Genomic DNA, 17,685 nt, shown 5'->3' with positions numbered 1-17,685 from the left:
TGAATGCTGATGTAGGTGAGTCCTGTCCTGAGAGTCATCTTATATCACTGGAGGCGAGAACATTACGATAAAAAACTCTTATTTAGACTCCCTTTCTGACAACCTTAGAGATACTCTATTAACATCTGAACGTCAGTAGATAGTAGTATTCTCCTCATGATCCCAACGGAATCCCTCGAAATTGTCAGGGCCGTGGCCCACTTCAGAAACTTTACTGCAGCGGCCAAGCACCTGCATAAAGTGCCTTCAGCCATCAGCTACACCGTCCGGAAGCTGGAAGAACGGCTGGATGTGCAACTTTTTCTCAGGGATAGCAAGCGGGTCGAGCTGACTCCGGCAGGTGAGCACTTTATCCAGCAGACAGGCAAACTGCTGACTCAGCTGGAGGAGTTGGAAAAAACAACCCGCCAGATGGCTTCAGGCTGGGAACATGAAATCAGGATTGCCCTGGATAACGTTGTTAACCAGGGCATGGTTTACGATCTGATTCGCGATCTTCAGGCAGTTCGTCCCGAGACCAACCTGGTGATCAATACTGAAGTTCATAACGGCTCATGGGATGCTCTCTTCCACAACCGTTGCCAGCTGGTCATTGGTGCTCCTAAAACCATTCCAGACAATATTGCTACTAACGACCGCTTTGAATGGAAGTCTATGGGATCGCTGGCATGGGATCTGGTGATGTCTCCAGAGCACCCATTGGCCAATGTTTCCGATCCGATTAGTCAGGACATGCTGAAAACTTACAGTTCGATCTGCATTCAGGATACTTCCAGAGTCTTTCGACAGGGCTACAACCTGCTGCTTGAAGATCAGCAAATCCTCCTGGTTCCCAGTTTCCGTATGGCTATTGAGTGCCTGCTGAAAGGGTTGGGCATCACCATCATGCCCAGCCACTTTGTTCAGCCCTACATTGAACAAGAATTACTGGTTCGCAAGGATGTTCTGGATATTCCCATGAACGACAGCTGCTATCTTGCCTGGAATAAGGAAGCCATGGGCAATGGTATCCGCTGGGTTCTGGACTGGCTGGGTGAAGAAAATTGGCTGAACAAAGTCTGGCTTCAGTATGACATTATGAAGCCTATGGGCTATCACGTTCCCTGAGTCAGAAATGTCAGTCAACTCTGTACTTGAATGCCAGCACAAAATTCAATAATAAGCAGGTTTTCAAGAAGGATGGGGCCAGCATTTCATATGTGGTTCGCAGGCAAGCTCTTCTTCTATAGGACCAATGACTTCTATGTTGCCATAGCAACGATCAAAAATGTTTCTGCAACCCATTTGGGTGGAGTGACCGGCAATCTGGTCCAGCGCTTCCATGCTGCATCCATATACCACTTTTGGGATTCCGGCCCAATATATTGCTCCGGCACACATTGGGCAAGGCTCTGTGCTGCTGTAGAGTGTGCATTCACATAACTGTTCTCTCGGTATCTGTCTGCAGGCATGACTTACCAGGTTCAATTCTGCGTGCCGGGTCTGATCACTTTCTGCTTCGGTAGTACATTCAGACTCCAGAACGATTTTGCCGTTATGCACCAGCACCGCACCAAAAGGCGCTTCCCCTTTGTCCAGGGCCTGAGTGGATAACTCTATAGCTCTATAGATGAAAGGCTTGTGCTCACTCATGGGAAACCCCATAGATGTTGGAGAAAAGTATTCTTATGTTAGCAGGAAGTCTCGGTTCTGCGCCGGTCAAAGCGGTTGCCCATGGCCAGAAGATTCCCCAGCAAAATAATCCCTACGCCCAACACAGAAACCGGTTTCCATTGGTATCCCTCCAGAACGGTTGAGATCAAGAGGGCTATGATGGGATAGATAATATCGACATAAGCGGTTCGGTCAGAACCTATGCGCTGAATCAGGGCGATATAAGAGGTCATGGCCACAACCGAACCAAAAACCACCAGATAAACCAGGGAAACCAAATAACCCGGACTGAAGTCAAACGTGGGTGGTACGCCGCGGAGCAAGGCCAACCCACCCATTTCCAACCCACCATAAAACATGGCAAACACTGTCATAGGTGCGACTGACAAGCCGTCTTTCTCATTGACCTCACAGGAGACACTGCCCAAGGAAAACATCACTACTGCACCCAATGCCAATGCCAGGCCCTTAAGCTCCTCAGAGTTTGCGTCAATCTTTATGATATGGGGAAAAAACACCATGAACACACCGACACTACCCAATGCCCCGCCTACAAGAACAGAACGTTTAACGGTGTGCCCCAACCAGAACCGGGCAATGACCACATTTGAATAAAGAATCCCCGTACAAATCAATGCTGAAAGCCCGCTGCTGATGAACTTTTCACTTTCGTAGACCAGCCAGTAGGAAATACCGCAAAGGAAGGTTCCCTGGAAAAAGAACCTGAGATGCTGTTGGCGGGTAAAGCCTGAAAAGCCGCCCCTGAACCGGCAAATCAGCCATAACAACAGAGCGCCCAAGAGAAACCGGTAAGCCACTGACCACATGGAGTCTACGGTCCCTAGCTGCCAGCTAACGGCATACCAGGTCGAGCCCCACACCAGAGAGCAGATACAGAAAAGAGTGGCATTGGACACGTTCTGAAATTCCCGCATCAGAATGTTGACTGTATGACATTAGGCCAATTGGAACATTTCGCCAGAGCAGTGACCGTTTTATTTTCTGATATGAGGCAGCTAAACGTTTAGTGGAACGAAAACTTTCCTTCTACCGGGGGAAGACAATGTTCCTGTTCAGACAGAATATAGTGCATGCTCTGGCACTCCCGATACAACCAGCTCTTAGCCTCCAGGGTCATTGCCAGAAATTCGGAAAACTGACTGTAACAGACACCTTTGGAGGTCATCAGGACATCGGAAGCCACCAGCAAAAGATGGCCTGACTCCAGCATCTCCAGAAACAGTTTGAGCGTCGGTAAGCCGAGATTGAGACGCGTCATATCGGCCTGTACTAAAAATGCAGAGTCGGCTTTCAAATCCAGCTCAGTTGAAAAAAGAATACCAAATGGCTCGATAAACAAACGGCTATCAAGTACGCCATCCAGAGACTGAAGGGATGATATGTGCAATCCGTCGCACCGATCGCACGCCCAGAATTCATGACCGGCCTGATCAAGCCAGATCTCTACCTGTTGCCGGTCTGGTATTACTAACTTCTGCATCAACACTATCTCTGTTTTACCAACCATTTTATGAACTCTCGTCAAGCTATGAAATGGTCAGTTTGACCAGACTCTGAGGCATTCCAACTTCACTGGATGAAAATGTGCAAGCATAACTAACCGCTCTGTCAGTCATTTTGGCAGCAAATCCCTGCATACTGAGCCTACAACATGAAATAACACCACAAGGAGTACAGATTATGCAGGGATCAGGAAGAATCAGTGCCGGTATCCAAACAGCCTTATACGCTTCTGCAAGCCCGATCACAGGCATTGCTGAGGCAGTTCAATTGCTGACCACCATGGTAACCACACCCGGTGCTGTCGCAGGCTATCTGATGGGAAAACTGGTCAGCAAAGCGGTTGAAGCAGGTTGTCACAGACTCAATAAAAACCGGACCATGAAGAGCACGATTGATACCCGGAAGTACGTTCGCCGAACCGTCAGGGGGTTTCAAACTGTCGGTGCCATTTCTGGCTCTCCCCTGGTGATCATGCTGGCACTCTCTCACCCTCTATTGATGGCCTTGTATACCGTTCCTTTACTGACAACAGCCATCAAACAAACCGTTAAGCACCTGATGGCCTGCACAACGGTTTACCGGGCGTTCAGAAGATACGGGACTTCGGGAACTCTGAAGAGTGCTGCAGAACAGATGATAAACTCTGGTCTGATGGCACAGCTATTTCAAAAGGCCAGATAAAAGAAGGCACGGAGGAACATTTCAGCTCCTCCGGCAAATTTCTTTTCTTCAATTCGCGTCAAACAGCCTCATTGGGCGGGGGTGGATGTCAATTGCCGCAACATCAATTGGCGCAACAAAACCCGAGCGTTATCTGTTAGACTGCCCGCCCAGACATCGATCACTGCTACATAAGGCTTTGCTATGCGTTTTCTGGATCAGGTTCAGGCGGCTATGCGTAAGAACAACTCTCTACTCTGCGTAGGCCTGGACCCTCTACCCGAGAAGTTTCCCGCCCACATTCAGGCGCTTGAGCAACCTATTCTGGAATTTAACCGCTTTATTATTGATGCCACTGCCGACTTAGTGTGTGCTTACAAACCCCAGGCTGCCCATTATCATGCCCGTGGTGCAGAAGACGAACTGGCCCAGACCATCGAATACATCAAGGATAATTACCCGGATATCCCGGTCATTCTCGACTCAAAGCGAGGCGATATTGGCAGCACGGCTGATCAGTATGCGGCAGAAGCCTTTGATCGCTTCGGCGCAGATGCGATCACTGTCAACCCCTACATGGGCATCGACACCATTGCGCCTTTCAGCCGTTATGAAGACAAGGGCACCATCATCCTTTGTCGAACCTCTAACCCCGGAGCTGCGGCGATCCAGAACCTGAAGGTCGGTGACGACTTCCTTTACGAAGTGATTGCCCGTATGGCCAAAGAAGAGTGGAACAGCCATAACAACCTGCTGCTGGTTGTCGGTGCTACCAACCCTGAAGAACTCAAGCGTATCCGCGCCATTACCGGTGATATGACATTCCTGGTTCCGGGTCTGGGCGCCCAGGGTGGAGACGTAGAAGCCACCGTTAAAAATGGTCTCAACAGTCAGGGTGAGGGCATCATTGTAAACTCTTCCCGTGGCATCATTTACGCTGGCAGTGATGAAAACTTTGCCGAAGCAGCCAGAGCTGCTGCCATTGAACTCAGAGATCAGGTGAATCAGTACCGTTAAACAATGACTACCCGAAGATACCCTGAACGGATATCTTTCTTTAGTTTTCAAGAGCAAGCCCACCCAGGGCTGTGAAGACGGCCCACTGATCTTGCCGGTCGATGCAGGCAGTTCCCGGTATTGGTCTGACTGCCCGCCAATTCCGACTGAACCAGATCACGACGCAGGACAACGGCATCACCGGCGGCTCCGGTGCGTCCCGGCAATAGGTTCAGCGTTTCTCGCACCTGAGGTTAGCGCTGAAGTGCTGTGAAGGGAATGACATAACAATCCTTGTATAAGCTATCCTATACTGGCTGTGATTAACGGGGAATCATGTCATGGATAATGATCAGAAAACACTTTACCAGTCCGACTTCTATCACTGGAAAAAACAGCAAAAACAACATTTGCAAAACCGTGAGTTCGACCGGCTTGATCTTGATAACCTTATAGAAGAAGTAGACGAAATGGGCAGAAGCGAGCGCAATACACTGGAATCCCATCTGGTCATTCTGGTGCTGCATCTGCTCAAATATCAATACCAAACCTTTGTGATTAACCCCAACCTATACGAACCCAAAGAGTTCAGAAGCTGGTACGAGAGTATTTCGCAGTCACGTATGACAATCAGCCGGTTAATCCGTAAAAACCCGTCCCTGAAGCACGAACAGGATGATGCCTTAATAGACAGCTACCCTGATGCCAAACAGGCTGCCATTCGTGAAATGAATAAGTACCTGCGGGAAAATCATCAATTAGATAACACCAGCTTCCCCGACAGTTGCCCGTGGACATTCGATGACATCATGGTTGATGACTTTCTTCCCGACCATCCACAGCGCTAGGAGGCCGACCGAGAATAGCGCCCGTAGCGAGGACGGCAGAAAATTGAGGATGAAAATTCGGTTTTGTGAGGAGAATAGCGAGCTATTTGACGAACAAAAGCGGATTTTTAGACCAATTTGCTGCCGCCGCAGTAGGGCAGTCTATTCTCGGTCGGCCTCCTAGGAGCCCGACAGTTGCCTATTCAGCCGCTTGCCTTCACAGTAACCTTAAAACAGCAGAGCTGTTGCGAGGAATTGCAACGGAGATGCAGCTGTTCGGTACGCCATTAAAACCCTACTGTTATTGGCTTCTATTTCTTCAGCTGTATACTTGTGCGTTATTTCTGATGAGGAAGCTTCCCATGCGCAGACTCAAGAAGCTGTTCGACCAAAACCGTGAATGGTCAGATGCTGTTCGGGAAAAGGAACCTGACTTTTTTGAACAACTTTCTCAGCAACAAGCTCCCAAATACCTGTGGATAGGCTGCTCTGACAGCCGGGTGCCTGCCAATCAGATAACCGGTATGGTGCCTGGTGAGCTGTTTGTACATCGAAATGTGGCCAATCAGGTCATTCACACCGATCTCAACTGTCTCTCTGTCATCCAGTTCGCCGTTGAGTACCTGAAGGTTGAGCACATTATAGTGACCGGCCATTACGGCTGCGGCGGCGTTCAGGCAGCGGTAAAGAACGGCAAACTCGGCCTGATTGATAACTGGCTGCGTCATATTCAGGATGTACAGCACAAACACCAGACTTTCCTGGACACTCTGGGCAGCCAGGAAGAAGTCTTTGAGCGCATGTATGAGCTGAATGTTGTAGAACAGGCTCTGAATGTTTGCCAGACCCCCATCGTCAGGGATGCCTGGCTGCGGGGACAGGACCTGACGGTTCATAGCTGGATCTATGGGCTGAAAGACGGCCTTCTGAGGGACCTGGGACTTTGTGTCTCTGATCCTGAAAGCCTGCATGGACTTTACAGCGATGCCATCAGGCAGATCACCAGTGCAGCTGATGGATGATATAGGTACCCTTTCATTTTCTAGATCTATCCTTCCTCTGTGAAAACCAAATCGGAAGGATAGAATTATCAGACAGACACTCTTTACTGCACCGCTGTTGCTGCTGTCGTTTTTTTTCATCTCTCGGGCCAGAGCACTTGTTTTGGCAGCAGGTGATGATGTTGAGGCGCCCTCAAACAAAACGGAATCAGCGATTTACAAGAGCCGCGCTATCGGTCGCCCATCTGGATGGAACAACACACTACCACGACTTCTCGATAAATTTTCCACTATCACATCAGTAAAGGGTTGTACTTCCCTTTCCCTGACAATGGTTCTGCAATAAGGACAGGTTGTATTTTGCGATAGCCAAGTCTCCAGGCAGTCTTCGTGAAACATATGGCTGCATGGTTCAAGAACTGTGACTGCCCTTCCGGCAAAAGGTGTGAGACAAACAGGGCAATTATCGGTCTCCTTTTGATAAGGTGCCTGATTATTTGGGCTGCCGGGTGGTGTGATTCCGTTCATATCTCTTACTCCTATCTGCTGTTTTTCAAATGAATTGTGACCTTGGATCATTGTCTATCCATTTAGTTCCCTGTGTTTGTTTATTTTTTTTACGCCCGGCATGGGCATGAGCTAATGGGGTGTAAATCCCCTGTGGAAGAAGCTACATCTGACTGTCGGTAAAGATGCCCGTTGATGACAACCACCAGCTTAAGGTGAGTGGAGTCACGCGAGGATCTTTGCGCAGACAATCTGTGCGAAAAAACATAATTTGCCGGAACCAGGTGACAGGATCACCGTTTAAAGTAAGAATAAATGCATCCTTGTGGGTGAAGTTTATTCTTCACTCATAGCAGCCTTGAATAAGATAACGAACTCTAAGCCGCACGCGCTTTTCACTCCAGAGGATAAATCTATGACACCTGCAAAATATCCGTTACTGATGAGACTGCTTCACTGGCTGATGGCCATTACCATCCTGAGTATCATTGCCAGTGGCTGGTACATGGCAGGTCTATCCAAGGACGTCAGCTATAAATACGACATCTACCCTTGGCACAAGTCTTTCGGCATCCTAGTACTGCTGCTGGTTGCGATTCGTATTCTGATACGATTGTTCAGCAAAGTACCCGAGCTACCCAAAGGATTGCCCAACCGTGAGAAGGTATTGGCCAAAATCACCCATTATTCGCTCTATGCCCTGATGATTCTTGTACCTCTGAGCGGTCTTACCATGTCGGATGCAGGAGGGCGTGATGTTTTCTTCTTTGGCATCCAACTGCCCGAATTTATGGAAGACAACAAAGAGCTGGCAGGAACCCTTCATACAATCCATTCCTATATTCCCTATGCATTTCTGGCCATCATAGCCCTTCACGTGGTGGGAGCATTCAAACACCGGTTCATGGATAAGCCTGAACACGATGTGCTGGGCAGAATGTTGTAAATTTGCCAATAAGGGCTCGTTCGGGAGCCCTTTTCCAGACTCTATGCCAATGAAATTAACTGTTAGTGTCGTCAGATGGCCTTATTCGATAAAACTTGAGGTTATAACCTGTTCTCAGAGTATGCATAAGAACCTGTAATGCTTCATTCCATTCACAAACCAAGCCACTGGAAGCTTTCAACGAGGCTCGCTCTCCAAGACCGTCAGAAAAACACAACATTCTCAGTGTCATAATGGCACCATTAACCGAGATAAAAACAGCAAATGTTGATTCATTGGGCTCCTGAATCACCATGACAAAGGTGCCCTCTCCGATGGCATTGTCCATTATCATTTGAATTGAGTTGAACTCCTTAAGCTCATTAACCTCGAGGTCAATATTAAGGGCCATCATCGCTTGATCCATTTCCATTAAACTCAACAAGGGGTATAAATCCGGAAGCTGGGATTCGTCTAACTTCCGAGGTAACGGAATCTTTTGCAGACCTCCAGACATTTGATTCATGAAACATTGCCGAATAGCAACGTCATGCCCCGTTGAGTTATCAGAAACCAGCAACACTTCAACCTCATCGTCATCATCAAATGCCTGCAAGGCTTCCACAGCTTCTTTATCCAGGCAATTAAAAGCCTTAATGGCATTCTCCACCATGAGGTTGAACACATCATCATCAGGCAAGTGAACTTGATAAAGCTGGCCTCCTCTCGACTTATCCAGATAGCAGTTGATCGCAAAAACAAAGAGACTGTGTTTATTACTGGCATAGCCCACCACTTCACCATCCTGATTCAGAAGAAATACAAAAGCCAAACTCTGTTCAATAATAATAAGAGCGAAGGAATAGCCTCCCTGAGAATCAGGAAGCGTCAGAAAATATCCCCGATCTTTCAAAGCCTCGATTGTGCCAAGGGGTCGAGTGTATTCACTCATCCAACCAACAGAGATCAGCCCTGCAATTACATCCTGTTGGATGGCAGCCTTCACCTGAGTCAATAGCTGCTGAAATTTAAGTACCCCGCTATTTGAATTCTCGAGGACGATCTTATCCATGCCGGTCTCCAGATAACAGACATTGAAAGATGAAGCTGAAAAGGCTTTCTGCTGACAGAGAGTTTCATCGACAGGCAAAGTCTGCAACTGGATAACGCTAAAATCACACTGCCGGTTCATCCATTCACAATCAAGCTGATTTTTCTCATCAGATACAGGAGCAGGATCTGGAACATTAACAGCAACAATAAGAGGTAGCATTTCGCTGGAAAAACCACTCAAGGACGGCTCTACCGGAGTCATCTGGCTGGTTGAAGGCCCATCAAAAGCAGCCATCCTTTTCCTGGGACCAAGCCTCGGAACAGAAGCTGACGCAGCCTCACGGACCAAAGGTCTTTCACACTGGCAAGTATTCTCAGTGGATAAATACACCTCTCTGGATTTAGGGTCTTTGCCTCTGGCACTCTTGGCATTAGACTGCCCTTTTTTTCTTATTGCGGCCTGGGCAATCAGCCTTTTTTCCCTGAACCGCTTGCCACACTGATAACATCGACAATCACAGGCATCAAGATTAAGGTCGCACTGCTTGCACCTTTGGCGACCTGATTTATCCGTTACTATTCTATCTTTCTTATAGTCATCGAATCCGTGACTGTAGAACGCTCCAAACAACAACAATGAAAAAAAAAATATACTCAAACCCGCTCTGAGCATAAAGCCTCCTGAAACAAACCGTTCAGGCAGACTAGATAGTTAATTGACATTCGTCATGGGAAATCAGGAAATTCACTCAACTTTCCGACGAAGTGATCTGTTCCAACCAAAGCGAGTCATCAGATCAGAGAAGACAGCATCCAGCGAAGCAGACAAAAGCAGTCGTTCACGGGTAAGGGGATGAGTTAATTCAAGATCAGTACAGGCCAGTAGCAATCTACCCGCTGAAAAGTGTTTGGCAAAGTATCGATTATGAACGCCCTTCCCATGTTTGGCATCGCCAATGATCGGGTGGGCTATATGCTTCATATGCCGACGAATCTGATGTTTCCTGCCCGTTTTAGGCCAGGCTCTTACCAGGGAGTAGCGACTGGTTGGGTATCTTTCTATGGCAAGAGGCAGCTCAACGGTCGCGAGTCTTTCATAAACAGTGACCGCCTCCTGAGCCGGTTTGTCCTGCCGGGCCTTGCGGTCTGTCATTTTATCCAGCTCTTCTTTCAGAGGATGATCAATCACGCCAGACTCTGGCGCATAACCCCTGACGACTGCCAGATAGGTTTTCTCGACCAGCCCTTCCTCAAATTGTTTTCCAACCTGCCGGGCAACCTCAGGCGACAGGGCAAACACTAAAACACCGGAAGTCGGTTTATCCAGACGATGCAGTGGGTAAACATGCTGACCCACCTGATTTCTGACGATCTGCAAAGCGAACCGGGTTTCATTCCGGTCAATCATGGAGCGATGCACCAGCAGACCCGACGGTTTATTTACCGCTACCAGCCAGTGATCCTGATAAATGATTTCCAGTGTTTCCTGGCTCTCTTCTGACATGCACGACATCCCAACAGCAAAGCTCAATATCAAAGGAGGCTACTTTCGTTCAGACAAGGTACTCTTCCTGAATATGTAAAGGTCGTCAGGCTCCCCGACAATAAACACCGTTCCCTGTCTGTCCATAGTAACCCCTTCTGGCTGCTCAATCGTATTCTTCAATCCATGCCAGCCCTTCTCAAGCACCATAACACTGACGGCCTCTCCATTTTCGTCCAGTTCTGTCAAAGAATCGGACTGATCACTGAGCACAACAAAATGCCTTGAAACCGTATCGAAGTGCATCCCTGACAGGTCCTGATTGAAAAACCTCAGGCTTTCTTCCATTTCTTCCTGCTCACGAATCACCAGCTTTCTATCTTTACCCTGCTCGGTGAAACCATTAATACGAAAAATCCGGATGGGGTCTCTCTCTTTGAGGACATAGATCGATTTTGTCTCTGGGTCCCAGGCAATACCTTCAAAGCCTTTGTTGCCTCCTTCTCCTATGCCAAAGGTAAAAGTGGACGCACTGGAGAAATCGATCTCATTCGAATCCGGTTTAATGTCTACCAGCAACAATTCCTGCTGACGTTCGTTGACAACAATAAAACGATCGCCGTCAGCCCAGGCAATACCTTCTACATCAGCATTAAGATTGGATTTCAGCTTTCTCTTGAGGTTTCCATTTTGGTCGTACTCCAGGACATGGATCGAAGAACCTCCTCCGGATACAACATAAAGGGAATCGGTAACAGGACTCCACGTCACTCCGGATACCTGATCACCTGCATCAACGAGTTTCACAGGTCCGGCCACCAATTTATAATCACTCAACGCAATGGCATTTGCCCACTGTTCACTGGATACCGTATGTGACAGGTATTCATTGTAAAGTTTGTCATCGATATCGAAATATTTAATAGCAATCACGGCCACAATCAAAATGACAATGATTCCGAGGGAGAGTTTTCTGAAGTTCTTCATAATGAGGGAATAGGTCAATTTCAGAGGGGGCTTTATGGAGACCGGCAGAGCGCCGTCACATCCCCCCAAGATCAGACAAGTCAGCTCTCATAAGGCCTTCGGTACCCAGATCAAAACCTGCTACTGAAACATGAACATCAAACCAGCTTTTCAGGGCGTTGGCATCTCTCTGACAGGGCCAGCGGCCCGGATCTTCTTCCCAGGCGGAGAGCTCATTTTCCATCATGTCCCGGGCGTGGTTGGCTACTGCTGCTTCCAGGCCCTCCTCTGTTTCCTGTTCATCCAGCAGGTAGGAGCCACCTTCCAGGCTCCAGTCTTCTGGCAATTCTGTCCCCAGCCCTTTCGCCCATTCAATAAAAGGCTGTCTGGGCTTCAGGGTTACAACACAACGATTGATAAACTTCATGACTTTTACCATAAAATGCAGCTTCATCGGATTCTGGAGCCATTTCGACAAGGTCAGCTGCAATTTCCGTCCAAGGAGAATGTCTTATGAGGCATTAACGTCAACAGTGCTTCACGGACGATGCATTATGCTCTTGGCGGATGGAGAAAATCAAACCATGTAAACTAAACATACTGCCCTGCACAATGACCTGAAGCCCAGGCCCATTGGAAGTTAAAGCCTCCCAGATGACCGGTAACATCCAGAACTTCACCGATAAAGAAAAGCCCCGGCTGGATTCGGCTCTCAAATGTTTTCGAAGAGACTTTCGCAGTGTCCACACCACCCAGGGTGACTTCTGCTTTTTTATAACCTTCTGTTCCAGAGGGTTTCAATTCCCAGTTTTCCAGTGCATGGGTCAGGTCCTCAAGATCAGCCGCTGTGTAATGTGCCATCAGCTTTTGACCATTGTCGGTTAATAATCTCAGATGACCTTGACCGCATAGGACTTGAGACAACCTTTTAGTCATATGTTCAGACAAGATGGTTGCCGTCTGTGCCCTGGGTCTCTGCATGGCACAGGACTGAAGCCAACTATGAATATCTGCACCGGGAATCCAATTAATGGAAACCGTATCTCCCGGATTCCAATAGGATGAAATCTGTAAAATGACCGGCCCGCTGACACCACGATGAGTGAACAGAATATTTTCCCGGAAAGACCGTCCATTGCAGCTGGCGATCACTTCTGAGCTTACGCCGGAAAGCTCTAGAAAGTGCTTAAGCCAGGCCTGGTTCATCGTAAAAGGCACCAGTGCAGGCTTTTGTTCAATCAGTTTATGGCCGAACTGTTCCGCTATCTGGTAACCAAACCCTGTGGCTCCCATTGTCGGAAATGATAAACCACCGGTTGCCACTACCAGTGACTGACAGGAGAGTTCGCCGATGTTGGTTGCCAACACGAAACCCGAAGCTTTATTGGACTTTATGGATTCAACACGGGCTTTGGCTCGAATGGTGACGCCTGCATCCTGACACTCGCTGACCAAAAGATCGACGATATCCTTTGAACGATTGTCACAGAAAAGCTGCCCCAGCGTTTTTTCATGCCAGGCCACCTGATACTTATCTACAAGCGCCTGAAAATCCCACTGGGTGTAGCGTGCCAGTGCTGACTTACAGAAGTGCGAGTTATGCGAAAGATAATGGGCAGGTTCGATATAGAGGTTGGTGAAATTACAACGTCCACCTCCTGAAATAATAATTTTCTTGCCAATTTTGTTGGCGTGATCCAATACAAGAACATTACGACCACGATAGCCAGCTGTGAGCGCACACATAAGACCCGATGCACCGGCACCGATAATAATGGCATCATAGTCAGACTGCAGAGCTCTGGTCAGGGGCATATTTATTAGATCCCAAAAACAGATAGGGGAAGCCTTTAGCGTTGCTCCTGCCGGGAGCTAAACAGGCCCGTAAGAAACCAGAGAGCATAAACCGACTGCCTGCAACGGTTTGCCCTTTCCTTCGTTTCTTTAATCCGGGCCTGAGACACAGCTTCAATGAGTTTTCAGAATGGCCAACACATTATTAAGAAACATTTTGGCTTCCTGGCTACTGACACTCTTACGCAACTCAGCAGGAATCATACGCTGGTACGCGCGGGTATTGACTGGACGAGTAGCCACCAGAGCATTCACCATAGCAGGCTTGAGCAAACGCTGGCTTGCAGGAGTACTTGGGTAGGCTTTACGGATAGATTGAACATCAAATTCAACCAGAGCTTCAGCCAACGGACTATCGGCCACTTCAACAACCACTTCTGGCTCTGATAACACCGGAGCCACTTTGACTTCAACCTTAACTGCCTCTTTGGTTCTTACAGACTCAACAGCAACTTCTGCATGAACGTCTTCAGAAGTGACAAAACCTTGAGCCACCAAAGCTTGAGACAGCTCTTCTCGCATAACCCATACAGCTTTGCCCGCTCCGTTTTCCTCATCCAGGGCAATAACGGAAGCACCAGAGCCAGCATCTACTTCCAGAAACCCGGCAATACGCTTGCCCAGGTTGTTAACGATCATGGACGCACGTTTGGCCCCCGTCAATGTAATCACCTGCTCAGCACTGGCAGCGCGTCCGGGCAGAGAAAACCATGCTGCCAGCAGTTCAATATCTTGAGGACGAACCGCTTTATTATTGTTAAGGGCCTTCAGGAACAAATCTTGGGTGATCAATTGTTTAACCTCTAGAAAAATCCAGCTATTTTTTCAGGAAATGACAAATTATCAATCCTTATATTTGCGGATCTTTATGCTTTTTCTTCTGAGCGCAGAGGTTAAGTACCGACTTCGCCTCTTACCCGCTCATTTCAACCTGAAAACAAGCAATATAAGAAGTCGCTGAGCATTACTTGAAATTACCCCATGCTGAGTTGATAATGATTCTCAACTAAAAACCTAAAATCAGTTGAACAGTTATATGGCAAGATCTCCTGCAAGAGAGCTATCTGTAAAGAGTATTGAATCCCTGAGCCCTCATATGACGCGGGTTATCCTGACCGGAGAATCTCTTTCTGATTTTCCATCGGATCAAGCCAGCGCCTACGTAAAGCTGGTATTTGATAACCCTGCAATGCCCGAGAAGCCACTCCAGAGAAGTTACACCGTGGTTTCCTCTGATCAGCTTGCACGACATTTGACGATTGATTTCGCAGTGCATTCCCATGACCGCGATCAGGGGCCTGCCGCACGCTGGCTGGAGGGTGCCAATATTGGCGATCCAGTTTTAGTATCTGGACCGGGACCTACCAAACTGGTCGACCTCGAAGCGGACTGGTTTGTTATGACCGGAGACCTGACCGCACTTCCAGCCATTCGTGCAAACATAGAGATTCTACCTGCCGATGCAAAAGGCTTCGTCGTTGTGGAAATTCCTCACCAGGATGACCAGCAAGCCATGGCCCTTGAAGCATCGTCGATCCCTGAAGGCATGGAAATTATCTGGGTTATAAACCCTCATCCAGGCCAACAAAAGGAGCTTTTAAGAGACGCTCTGGCCAACCTGCCTCGCCAGCCAGGAAATCCCTATCTATGGGCTGCCAGTGAACTGAACTCTGTGCTGGAGATCAGAAACTGGGTGAATCGAGAATCCCTGGCCCCCCGCTCTTCACGTTATATCAGCAGTTACTGGCAGCTTGGCCTTCCAGATGAAGCTCATAAGGTACAAAAGAGAGAGAGACTGACTGAGTGACAAGGGCCTCCACGCCAGAGATCTGTCGTTCAGCCACTTTCTTTAATGGACAGTCTTTGATGGATAGGAAAGTCTGAATGCACTGGAAGACAATTCGCCCGAGAACTATCAACACCTGTGCTCTTGCCGCTTTTTTGCCACAATACAAAAACCCCAGTCGATCTCTCAACCGGGGTTTTGCTTTATTCAATGCCTGGCGATGAACTACTCTCACATGGGTAAGCCCCAAACTATCATCGGTGGGGCCGCCTAGGTGGGGCCGCCTAGGTGGGGCCGCCTAGGTGGGGCCGCCCAGGTGGGGCCGCCCAGGCATGTGTCGTTTCACTTCTGTTCTGCCACACTCCTTTGCCCACAAAACAAAAACCCCGGTCAATCTCTCAACCGGGGTTTTGCTTTATTCAATGCCTGGCGATGACCTACTCTCACATGGGGAAGCCCCACACTACCATCGGCGATGTGTCGTTTCACTTCCGAGTTCGGGATGGGATCGGGTGGTTCCAACGCTCTATGGTCACCAGGCAAAACTGGTCGAGCCGTTGGCTCTCGAGCTGGAAGCTTTAAGCTGGAGGCTTGAAGCTGTTTCTCGAAAACTAAGGCTCTGGAATCCAAATCTCTTTTAAGCTGTGTCGTCTATTCTTGCTCAACACTCTCGTTCACTGTGTACGGCTTCAAGCTTCAAGCTTGCTAGATCGCTTTGGCGTTATATGGTCAAGCCTCTCGAGTCATTAGTACGGGTTAGCTCAACGCCTCACAACGCTTACACACCCCGCCTATCAACGTCATAGTCTTTAACGTCTCTTATGGGCCTTGCGGCCAGGGAAGTCTCATCTTGAAGGGGGCTTCCCGCTTAGATGCTTTCAGCGGTTATCCCGTCCGAACTTAGCTACCGGGCAATGCGTCTGGCGACACAACCCGAACACCAGTGGTTCGTCCACTCCGGTCCTCTCGTACTAGGAGCAGCTCTCCTCAAACTTCCAACGTCCACGGCAGATAGGGACCGAACTGTCTCACGACGTTCTAAACCCAGCTCGCGTACCACTTTAAATGGCGAACAGCCATACCCTTGGGACCGGCTTCAGCCCCAGGATGTGATGAGCCGACATCGAGGTGCCAAACACCGCCGTCGATGTGAACTCTTGGGCGGTATCAGCCTGTTATCCCCGGAGTACCTTTTATCCGTTGAGCGATGGCCCTTCCATTCAGAACCACCGGATCACTATGACCTACTTTCGTACCTGCTCGAGATGTACCTCTCGCAGTCAAGCTGGCTTGTACCATTACACTAACCGCACGATGTCCGACCGTGCTTAGCCAACCTTCGTGCTCCTCCGTTACTCTTTGGGAGGAGACCGCCCCAGTCAAACTACCCACCACACAATGTCCCCGATCCTGCTAAAGGACCTGGGTTAGAACCTCAATATTGCCAGGGTGGTATTTCAAGGTTGGCTCCATGCAGACTGGCGTCCACACTTCAAAGCCTCCCACCTATCCTACACAAGCAACATCAAGATCCACTGTGAAGCTGTAGTAAAGGTTCACGGGGTCTTTCCGTCTAGCCGCGGATACACTGCATCTTAACAGCGATTTCAATTTCACTGAGTCCTGGGTGGAGACAGCGTGGCCATCGTTACGCCATTCGTGCAGGTCGGAACTTACCCGACAAGGAATTTCGCTACCTTAGGACCGTTATAGTTACGGCCGCCGTTTACCGGGGCTTCGATCAACCGCTTCTCTTGCGATAACAGCATCAATTAACCTTCCGGCACCGGGCAGGCGTCACACCGTATACGTCCACTTACGTGTTAGCACAGTGCTGTGTTTTTAATAAACAGTCGCAGCCACCTGGTATCTTCGACCAGCCTCAGCTTACGGGGCAAGCCCGATCACCAAAGCCGGCGCACCTTCTCCCGAAGTTACGGTGCCATTTTGCCTAGTTCCTTCACCCAGGTTCTCTCAAGCGCCTTGGTATTCTCTACCTGACCACCTGTGTCGGTTTCGGGTACGGTCCCTCTTGACCTGAAGCTTAGAAGTTTTTCCTGGAAGCCTGGCATCAACCACTTCCCCACCTTGGTGGGTTCGTCATCAGTTCTCGGCTTTATGAACCCGGATTTGCCTGAGTCCACAGCCTACGACCTTAAACAGGGACAACCATCGCCCTGCTGGCCTAGCCTTCTCCGTCACTCCATCGCAGTCAAAAGGGGTACAGGAATATTAACCTGTTTCCCATCGATTACGTCTTTCGACCTCACCTTAGGGGCCGACTCACCCTGCGCCGATTAGCGTTGCGCAGGAACCCTTGGTCTTCCGGCGAGGGAGCCTCTCACTCCCTTTATCGTTACTCATGTCAGCATTCGCACTTGTGATACGTCCAGCCCACCTCCCGGTGAACCTTCAACCGCTTACACAACGCTCCTCTACCGGTTCAGTTG

Annotated in this window: 18 protein-coding genes and 2 rRNA genes (1 of these 20 running past the window's edge); 7 read left to right on the top strand and 13 right to left on the bottom strand. The window is 48.9% G+C overall.

The features are described 5' to 3' along the window. The first annotated feature begins 156 nt into the window (after positions 1 to 156). A complete protein-coding gene (locus ACO6V5_RS20065; protein ID WP_422136012.1) occupies positions 157 to 1,107 on the top strand; it encodes a LysR substrate-binding domain-containing protein in 951 nt (316 codons plus the stop codon). Positions 1,108 to 1,170: 63 nt separating this feature from the next. Here the strand turns inward: ACO6V5_RS20065 and ACO6V5_RS20060 are convergent, their stop codons facing one another. The 3 genes from ACO6V5_RS20060 to ACO6V5_RS20050 form a co-directional block, all read right to left on the bottom strand. Then, a complete protein-coding gene (locus tag ACO6V5_RS20060) occupies positions 1,171 to 1,632 on the bottom strand; it encodes a nucleoside deaminase (RefSeq protein WP_422136013.1) in 462 nt (153 codons plus the stop codon). A gap of 38 nt (positions 1,633 to 1,670) precedes the next feature. Then, a complete protein-coding gene (locus ACO6V5_RS20055) occupies positions 1,671 to 2,570 on the bottom strand; it encodes a DMT family transporter (RefSeq protein ID WP_422136014.1) in 900 nt (299 codons plus the stop codon). Between the two features lie 107 nt (positions 2,571 to 2,677). Continuing rightward, the gene (locus ACO6V5_RS20050; RefSeq protein WP_422492142.1) at positions 2,678 to 3,181 is read right to left on the bottom strand and encodes a YbjN domain-containing protein; all 504 of its coding nucleotides are present in this window, start codon (positions 3,179 to 3,181) and stop codon (positions 2,678 to 2,680) included. 173 nt (positions 3,182 to 3,354) lie between these two features. On the opposite strand from ACO6V5_RS20050, the gene ACO6V5_RS20045 reads away from it, so the two are divergent. Next, on the top strand, positions 3,355 to 3,858 hold the full coding sequence (locus tag ACO6V5_RS20045; RefSeq protein ID WP_422136016.1) for a hypothetical protein: 504 nt from the start codon (positions 3,355 to 3,357) through the stop codon (positions 3,856 to 3,858). A 183-nt stretch (positions 3,859 to 4,041) separates the two neighbouring features. Continuing rightward, on the top strand, positions 4,042 to 4,854 hold the full coding sequence (pyrF, locus tag ACO6V5_RS20040) for an orotidine-5'-phosphate decarboxylase (protein ID WP_422442033.1): 813 nt from the start codon (positions 4,042 to 4,044) through the stop codon (positions 4,852 to 4,854). 47 nt (positions 4,855 to 4,901) lie between these two features. Here pyrF and ACO6V5_RS20035 read toward each other — a convergent pair whose 3' ends face one another. Then, a complete protein-coding gene (locus tag ACO6V5_RS20035) occupies positions 4,902 to 5,081 on the bottom strand; it encodes a hypothetical protein (RefSeq protein WP_422442035.1) in 180 nt (59 codons plus the stop codon). Between the two features lie 93 nt (positions 5,082 to 5,174). Between ACO6V5_RS20035 and ACO6V5_RS20030 the strand changes: the two genes are divergently transcribed. Both ACO6V5_RS20030 and can read left to right on the top strand, forming a co-directional pair. Next, a complete protein-coding gene (locus ACO6V5_RS20030) occupies positions 5,175 to 5,681 on the top strand; it encodes a DUF29 domain-containing protein (RefSeq protein WP_422136018.1) in 507 nt (168 codons plus the stop codon). Between the two features lie 341 nt (positions 5,682 to 6,022). Then, a complete protein-coding gene (can, locus tag ACO6V5_RS20025) occupies positions 6,023 to 6,682 on the top strand; it encodes a carbonate dehydratase (RefSeq protein WP_422136019.1) in 660 nt (219 codons plus the stop codon). A gap of 195 nt (positions 6,683 to 6,877) precedes the next feature. Here the strand turns inward: can and ACO6V5_RS20020 are convergent, their stop codons facing one another. After that, a complete protein-coding gene (locus ACO6V5_RS20020; protein ID WP_422442036.1) occupies positions 6,878 to 7,189 on the bottom strand; it encodes an RING finger protein in 312 nt (103 codons plus the stop codon). A 394-nt stretch (positions 7,190 to 7,583) separates the two neighbouring features. On the opposite strand from ACO6V5_RS20020, the gene ACO6V5_RS20015 reads away from it, so the two are divergent. Next, a complete protein-coding gene (locus tag ACO6V5_RS20015; RefSeq protein WP_422136021.1) occupies positions 7,584 to 8,114 on the top strand; it encodes a cytochrome b in 531 nt (176 codons plus the stop codon). A gap of 55 nt (positions 8,115 to 8,169) precedes the next feature. Here ACO6V5_RS20015 and ACO6V5_RS20010 read toward each other — a convergent pair whose 3' ends face one another. From ACO6V5_RS20010 to ACO6V5_RS19985, 6 genes are all read right to left on the bottom strand, one after another. Next, the gene (locus ACO6V5_RS20010) at positions 8,170 to 9,819 is read right to left on the bottom strand and encodes a hypothetical protein (protein WP_422411245.1); all 1,650 of its coding nucleotides are present in this window, start codon (positions 9,817 to 9,819) and stop codon (positions 8,170 to 8,172) included. A gap of 72 nt (positions 9,820 to 9,891) precedes the next feature. Next, entirely contained in the window at positions 9,892 to 10,650 is a 759-nt protein-coding gene (gene truC, locus ACO6V5_RS20005) for a tRNA pseudouridine(65) synthase TruC (RefSeq protein ID WP_422136023.1), read from the bottom strand. 39 nt (positions 10,651 to 10,689) lie between these two features. Continuing rightward, the gene (locus tag ACO6V5_RS20000; RefSeq protein WP_422136024.1) at positions 10,690 to 11,562 is read right to left on the bottom strand and encodes an SdiA-regulated domain-containing protein; all 873 of its coding nucleotides are present in this window, start codon (positions 11,560 to 11,562) and stop codon (positions 10,690 to 10,692) included. 109 nt (positions 11,563 to 11,671) lie between these two features. Further along, entirely contained in the window at positions 11,672 to 12,022 is a 351-nt protein-coding gene (locus ACO6V5_RS19995; protein ID WP_422136025.1) for a hypothetical protein, read from the bottom strand. Between the two features lie 164 nt (positions 12,023 to 12,186). Next, complete coding sequence (locus ACO6V5_RS19990; protein WP_422136026.1) at positions 12,187 to 13,410, bottom strand: NAD(P)/FAD-dependent oxidoreductase; 1,224 nt, start codon at positions 13,408 to 13,410, stop codon at positions 12,187 to 12,189. Positions 13,411 to 13,563: 153 nt separating this feature from the next. Further along, positions 13,564 to 14,241: a hypothetical protein gene (locus ACO6V5_RS19985; RefSeq protein WP_422136027.1), complete on the bottom strand. Its 678-nt coding sequence runs from the start codon at positions 14,239 to 14,241 to the stop codon at positions 13,564 to 13,566. Between the two features lie 244 nt (positions 14,242 to 14,485). Here ACO6V5_RS19985 and ACO6V5_RS19980 point away from each other — a divergent pair, with 244 nt between their 5' ends. After that, the gene (locus ACO6V5_RS19980) at positions 14,486 to 15,256 is read left to right on the top strand and encodes a siderophore-interacting protein (RefSeq protein WP_422136028.1); all 771 of its coding nucleotides are present in this window, start codon (positions 14,486 to 14,488) and stop codon (positions 15,254 to 15,256) included. Positions 15,257 to 15,659: 403 nt separating this feature from the next. Here ACO6V5_RS19980 and rrf read toward each other — a convergent pair. Continuing rightward, positions 15,660 to 15,775, bottom strand: a 5S ribosomal RNA gene (gene rrf, locus ACO6V5_RS19975). Positions 15,776 to 15,960: 185 nt separating this feature from the next. Next, positions 15,961 to 17,685 (bottom strand): 23S ribosomal RNA (locus ACO6V5_RS19970) (it continues 1,742 nt past the right edge of the window).

The organism is Endozoicomonas sp. ALD068 (assembly GCF_049310145.1).
Classification (GTDB): domain Bacteria; phylum Pseudomonadota; class Gammaproteobacteria; order Pseudomonadales; family Endozoicomonadaceae; genus Endozoicomonas_A.
Note: the sequence above shows the minus strand (reverse complement) of the source record. Positions and strands in the feature narration are given on the sequence as shown.

Excerpts from the sequence above, each read along its gene's own strand:
- ACO6V5_RS20065 (WP_422136012.1), top strand. The coding sequence starts at position 157 with ATGATCCCAACGGAATCCCTCGAAATTGTCAGGGCCGTGGCCCACTTC.
- ACO6V5_RS20060 (WP_422136013.1), bottom strand. The coding sequence starts at position 1,632 with ATGAGTGAGCACAAGCCTTTCATCTATAGAGCTATAGAGTTATCCACT.
- ACO6V5_RS20050 (WP_422492142.1), bottom strand. The coding sequence starts at position 3,181 with ATGGTTGGTAAAACAGAGATAGTGTTGATGCAGAAGTTAGTAATACCA.
- ACO6V5_RS20045 (WP_422136016.1), top strand. The coding sequence starts at position 3,355 with ATGCAGGGATCAGGAAGAATCAGTGCCGGTATCCAAACAGCCTTATAC.
- pyrF (WP_422442033.1), top strand. The coding sequence starts at position 4,042 with ATGCGTTTTCTGGATCAGGTTCAGGCGGCTATGCGTAAGAACAACTCT.
- ACO6V5_RS20030 (WP_422136018.1), top strand. The coding sequence starts at position 5,175 with ATGGATAATGATCAGAAAACACTTTACCAGTCCGACTTCTATCACTGG.
- can (WP_422136019.1), top strand. The coding sequence starts at position 6,023 with ATGCGCAGACTCAAGAAGCTGTTCGACCAAAACCGTGAATGGTCAGAT.
- ACO6V5_RS20020 (WP_422442036.1), bottom strand. The coding sequence starts at position 7,189 with ATGAACGGAATCACACCACCCGGCAGCCCAAATAATCAGGCACCTTAT.
- ACO6V5_RS20015 (WP_422136021.1), top strand. The coding sequence starts at position 7,584 with ATGACACCTGCAAAATATCCGTTACTGATGAGACTGCTTCACTGGCTG.
- ACO6V5_RS20010 (WP_422411245.1), bottom strand. The coding sequence starts at position 9,819 with ATGCTCAGAGCGGGTTTGAGTATATTTTTTTTTTCATTGTTGTTGTTT.
- truC (WP_422136023.1), bottom strand. The coding sequence starts at position 10,650 with ATGTCAGAAGAGAGCCAGGAAACACTGGAAATCATTTATCAGGATCAC.
- ACO6V5_RS19995 (WP_422136025.1), bottom strand. The coding sequence starts at position 12,022 with ATGAAGTTTATCAATCGTTGTGTTGTAACCCTGAAGCCCAGACAGCCT.
- ACO6V5_RS19990 (WP_422136026.1), bottom strand. The coding sequence starts at position 13,410 with ATGCCCCTGACCAGAGCTCTGCAGTCTGACTATGATGCCATTATTATC.
- ACO6V5_RS19980 (WP_422136028.1), top strand. The coding sequence starts at position 14,486 with ATGGCAAGATCTCCTGCAAGAGAGCTATCTGTAAAGAGTATTGAATCC.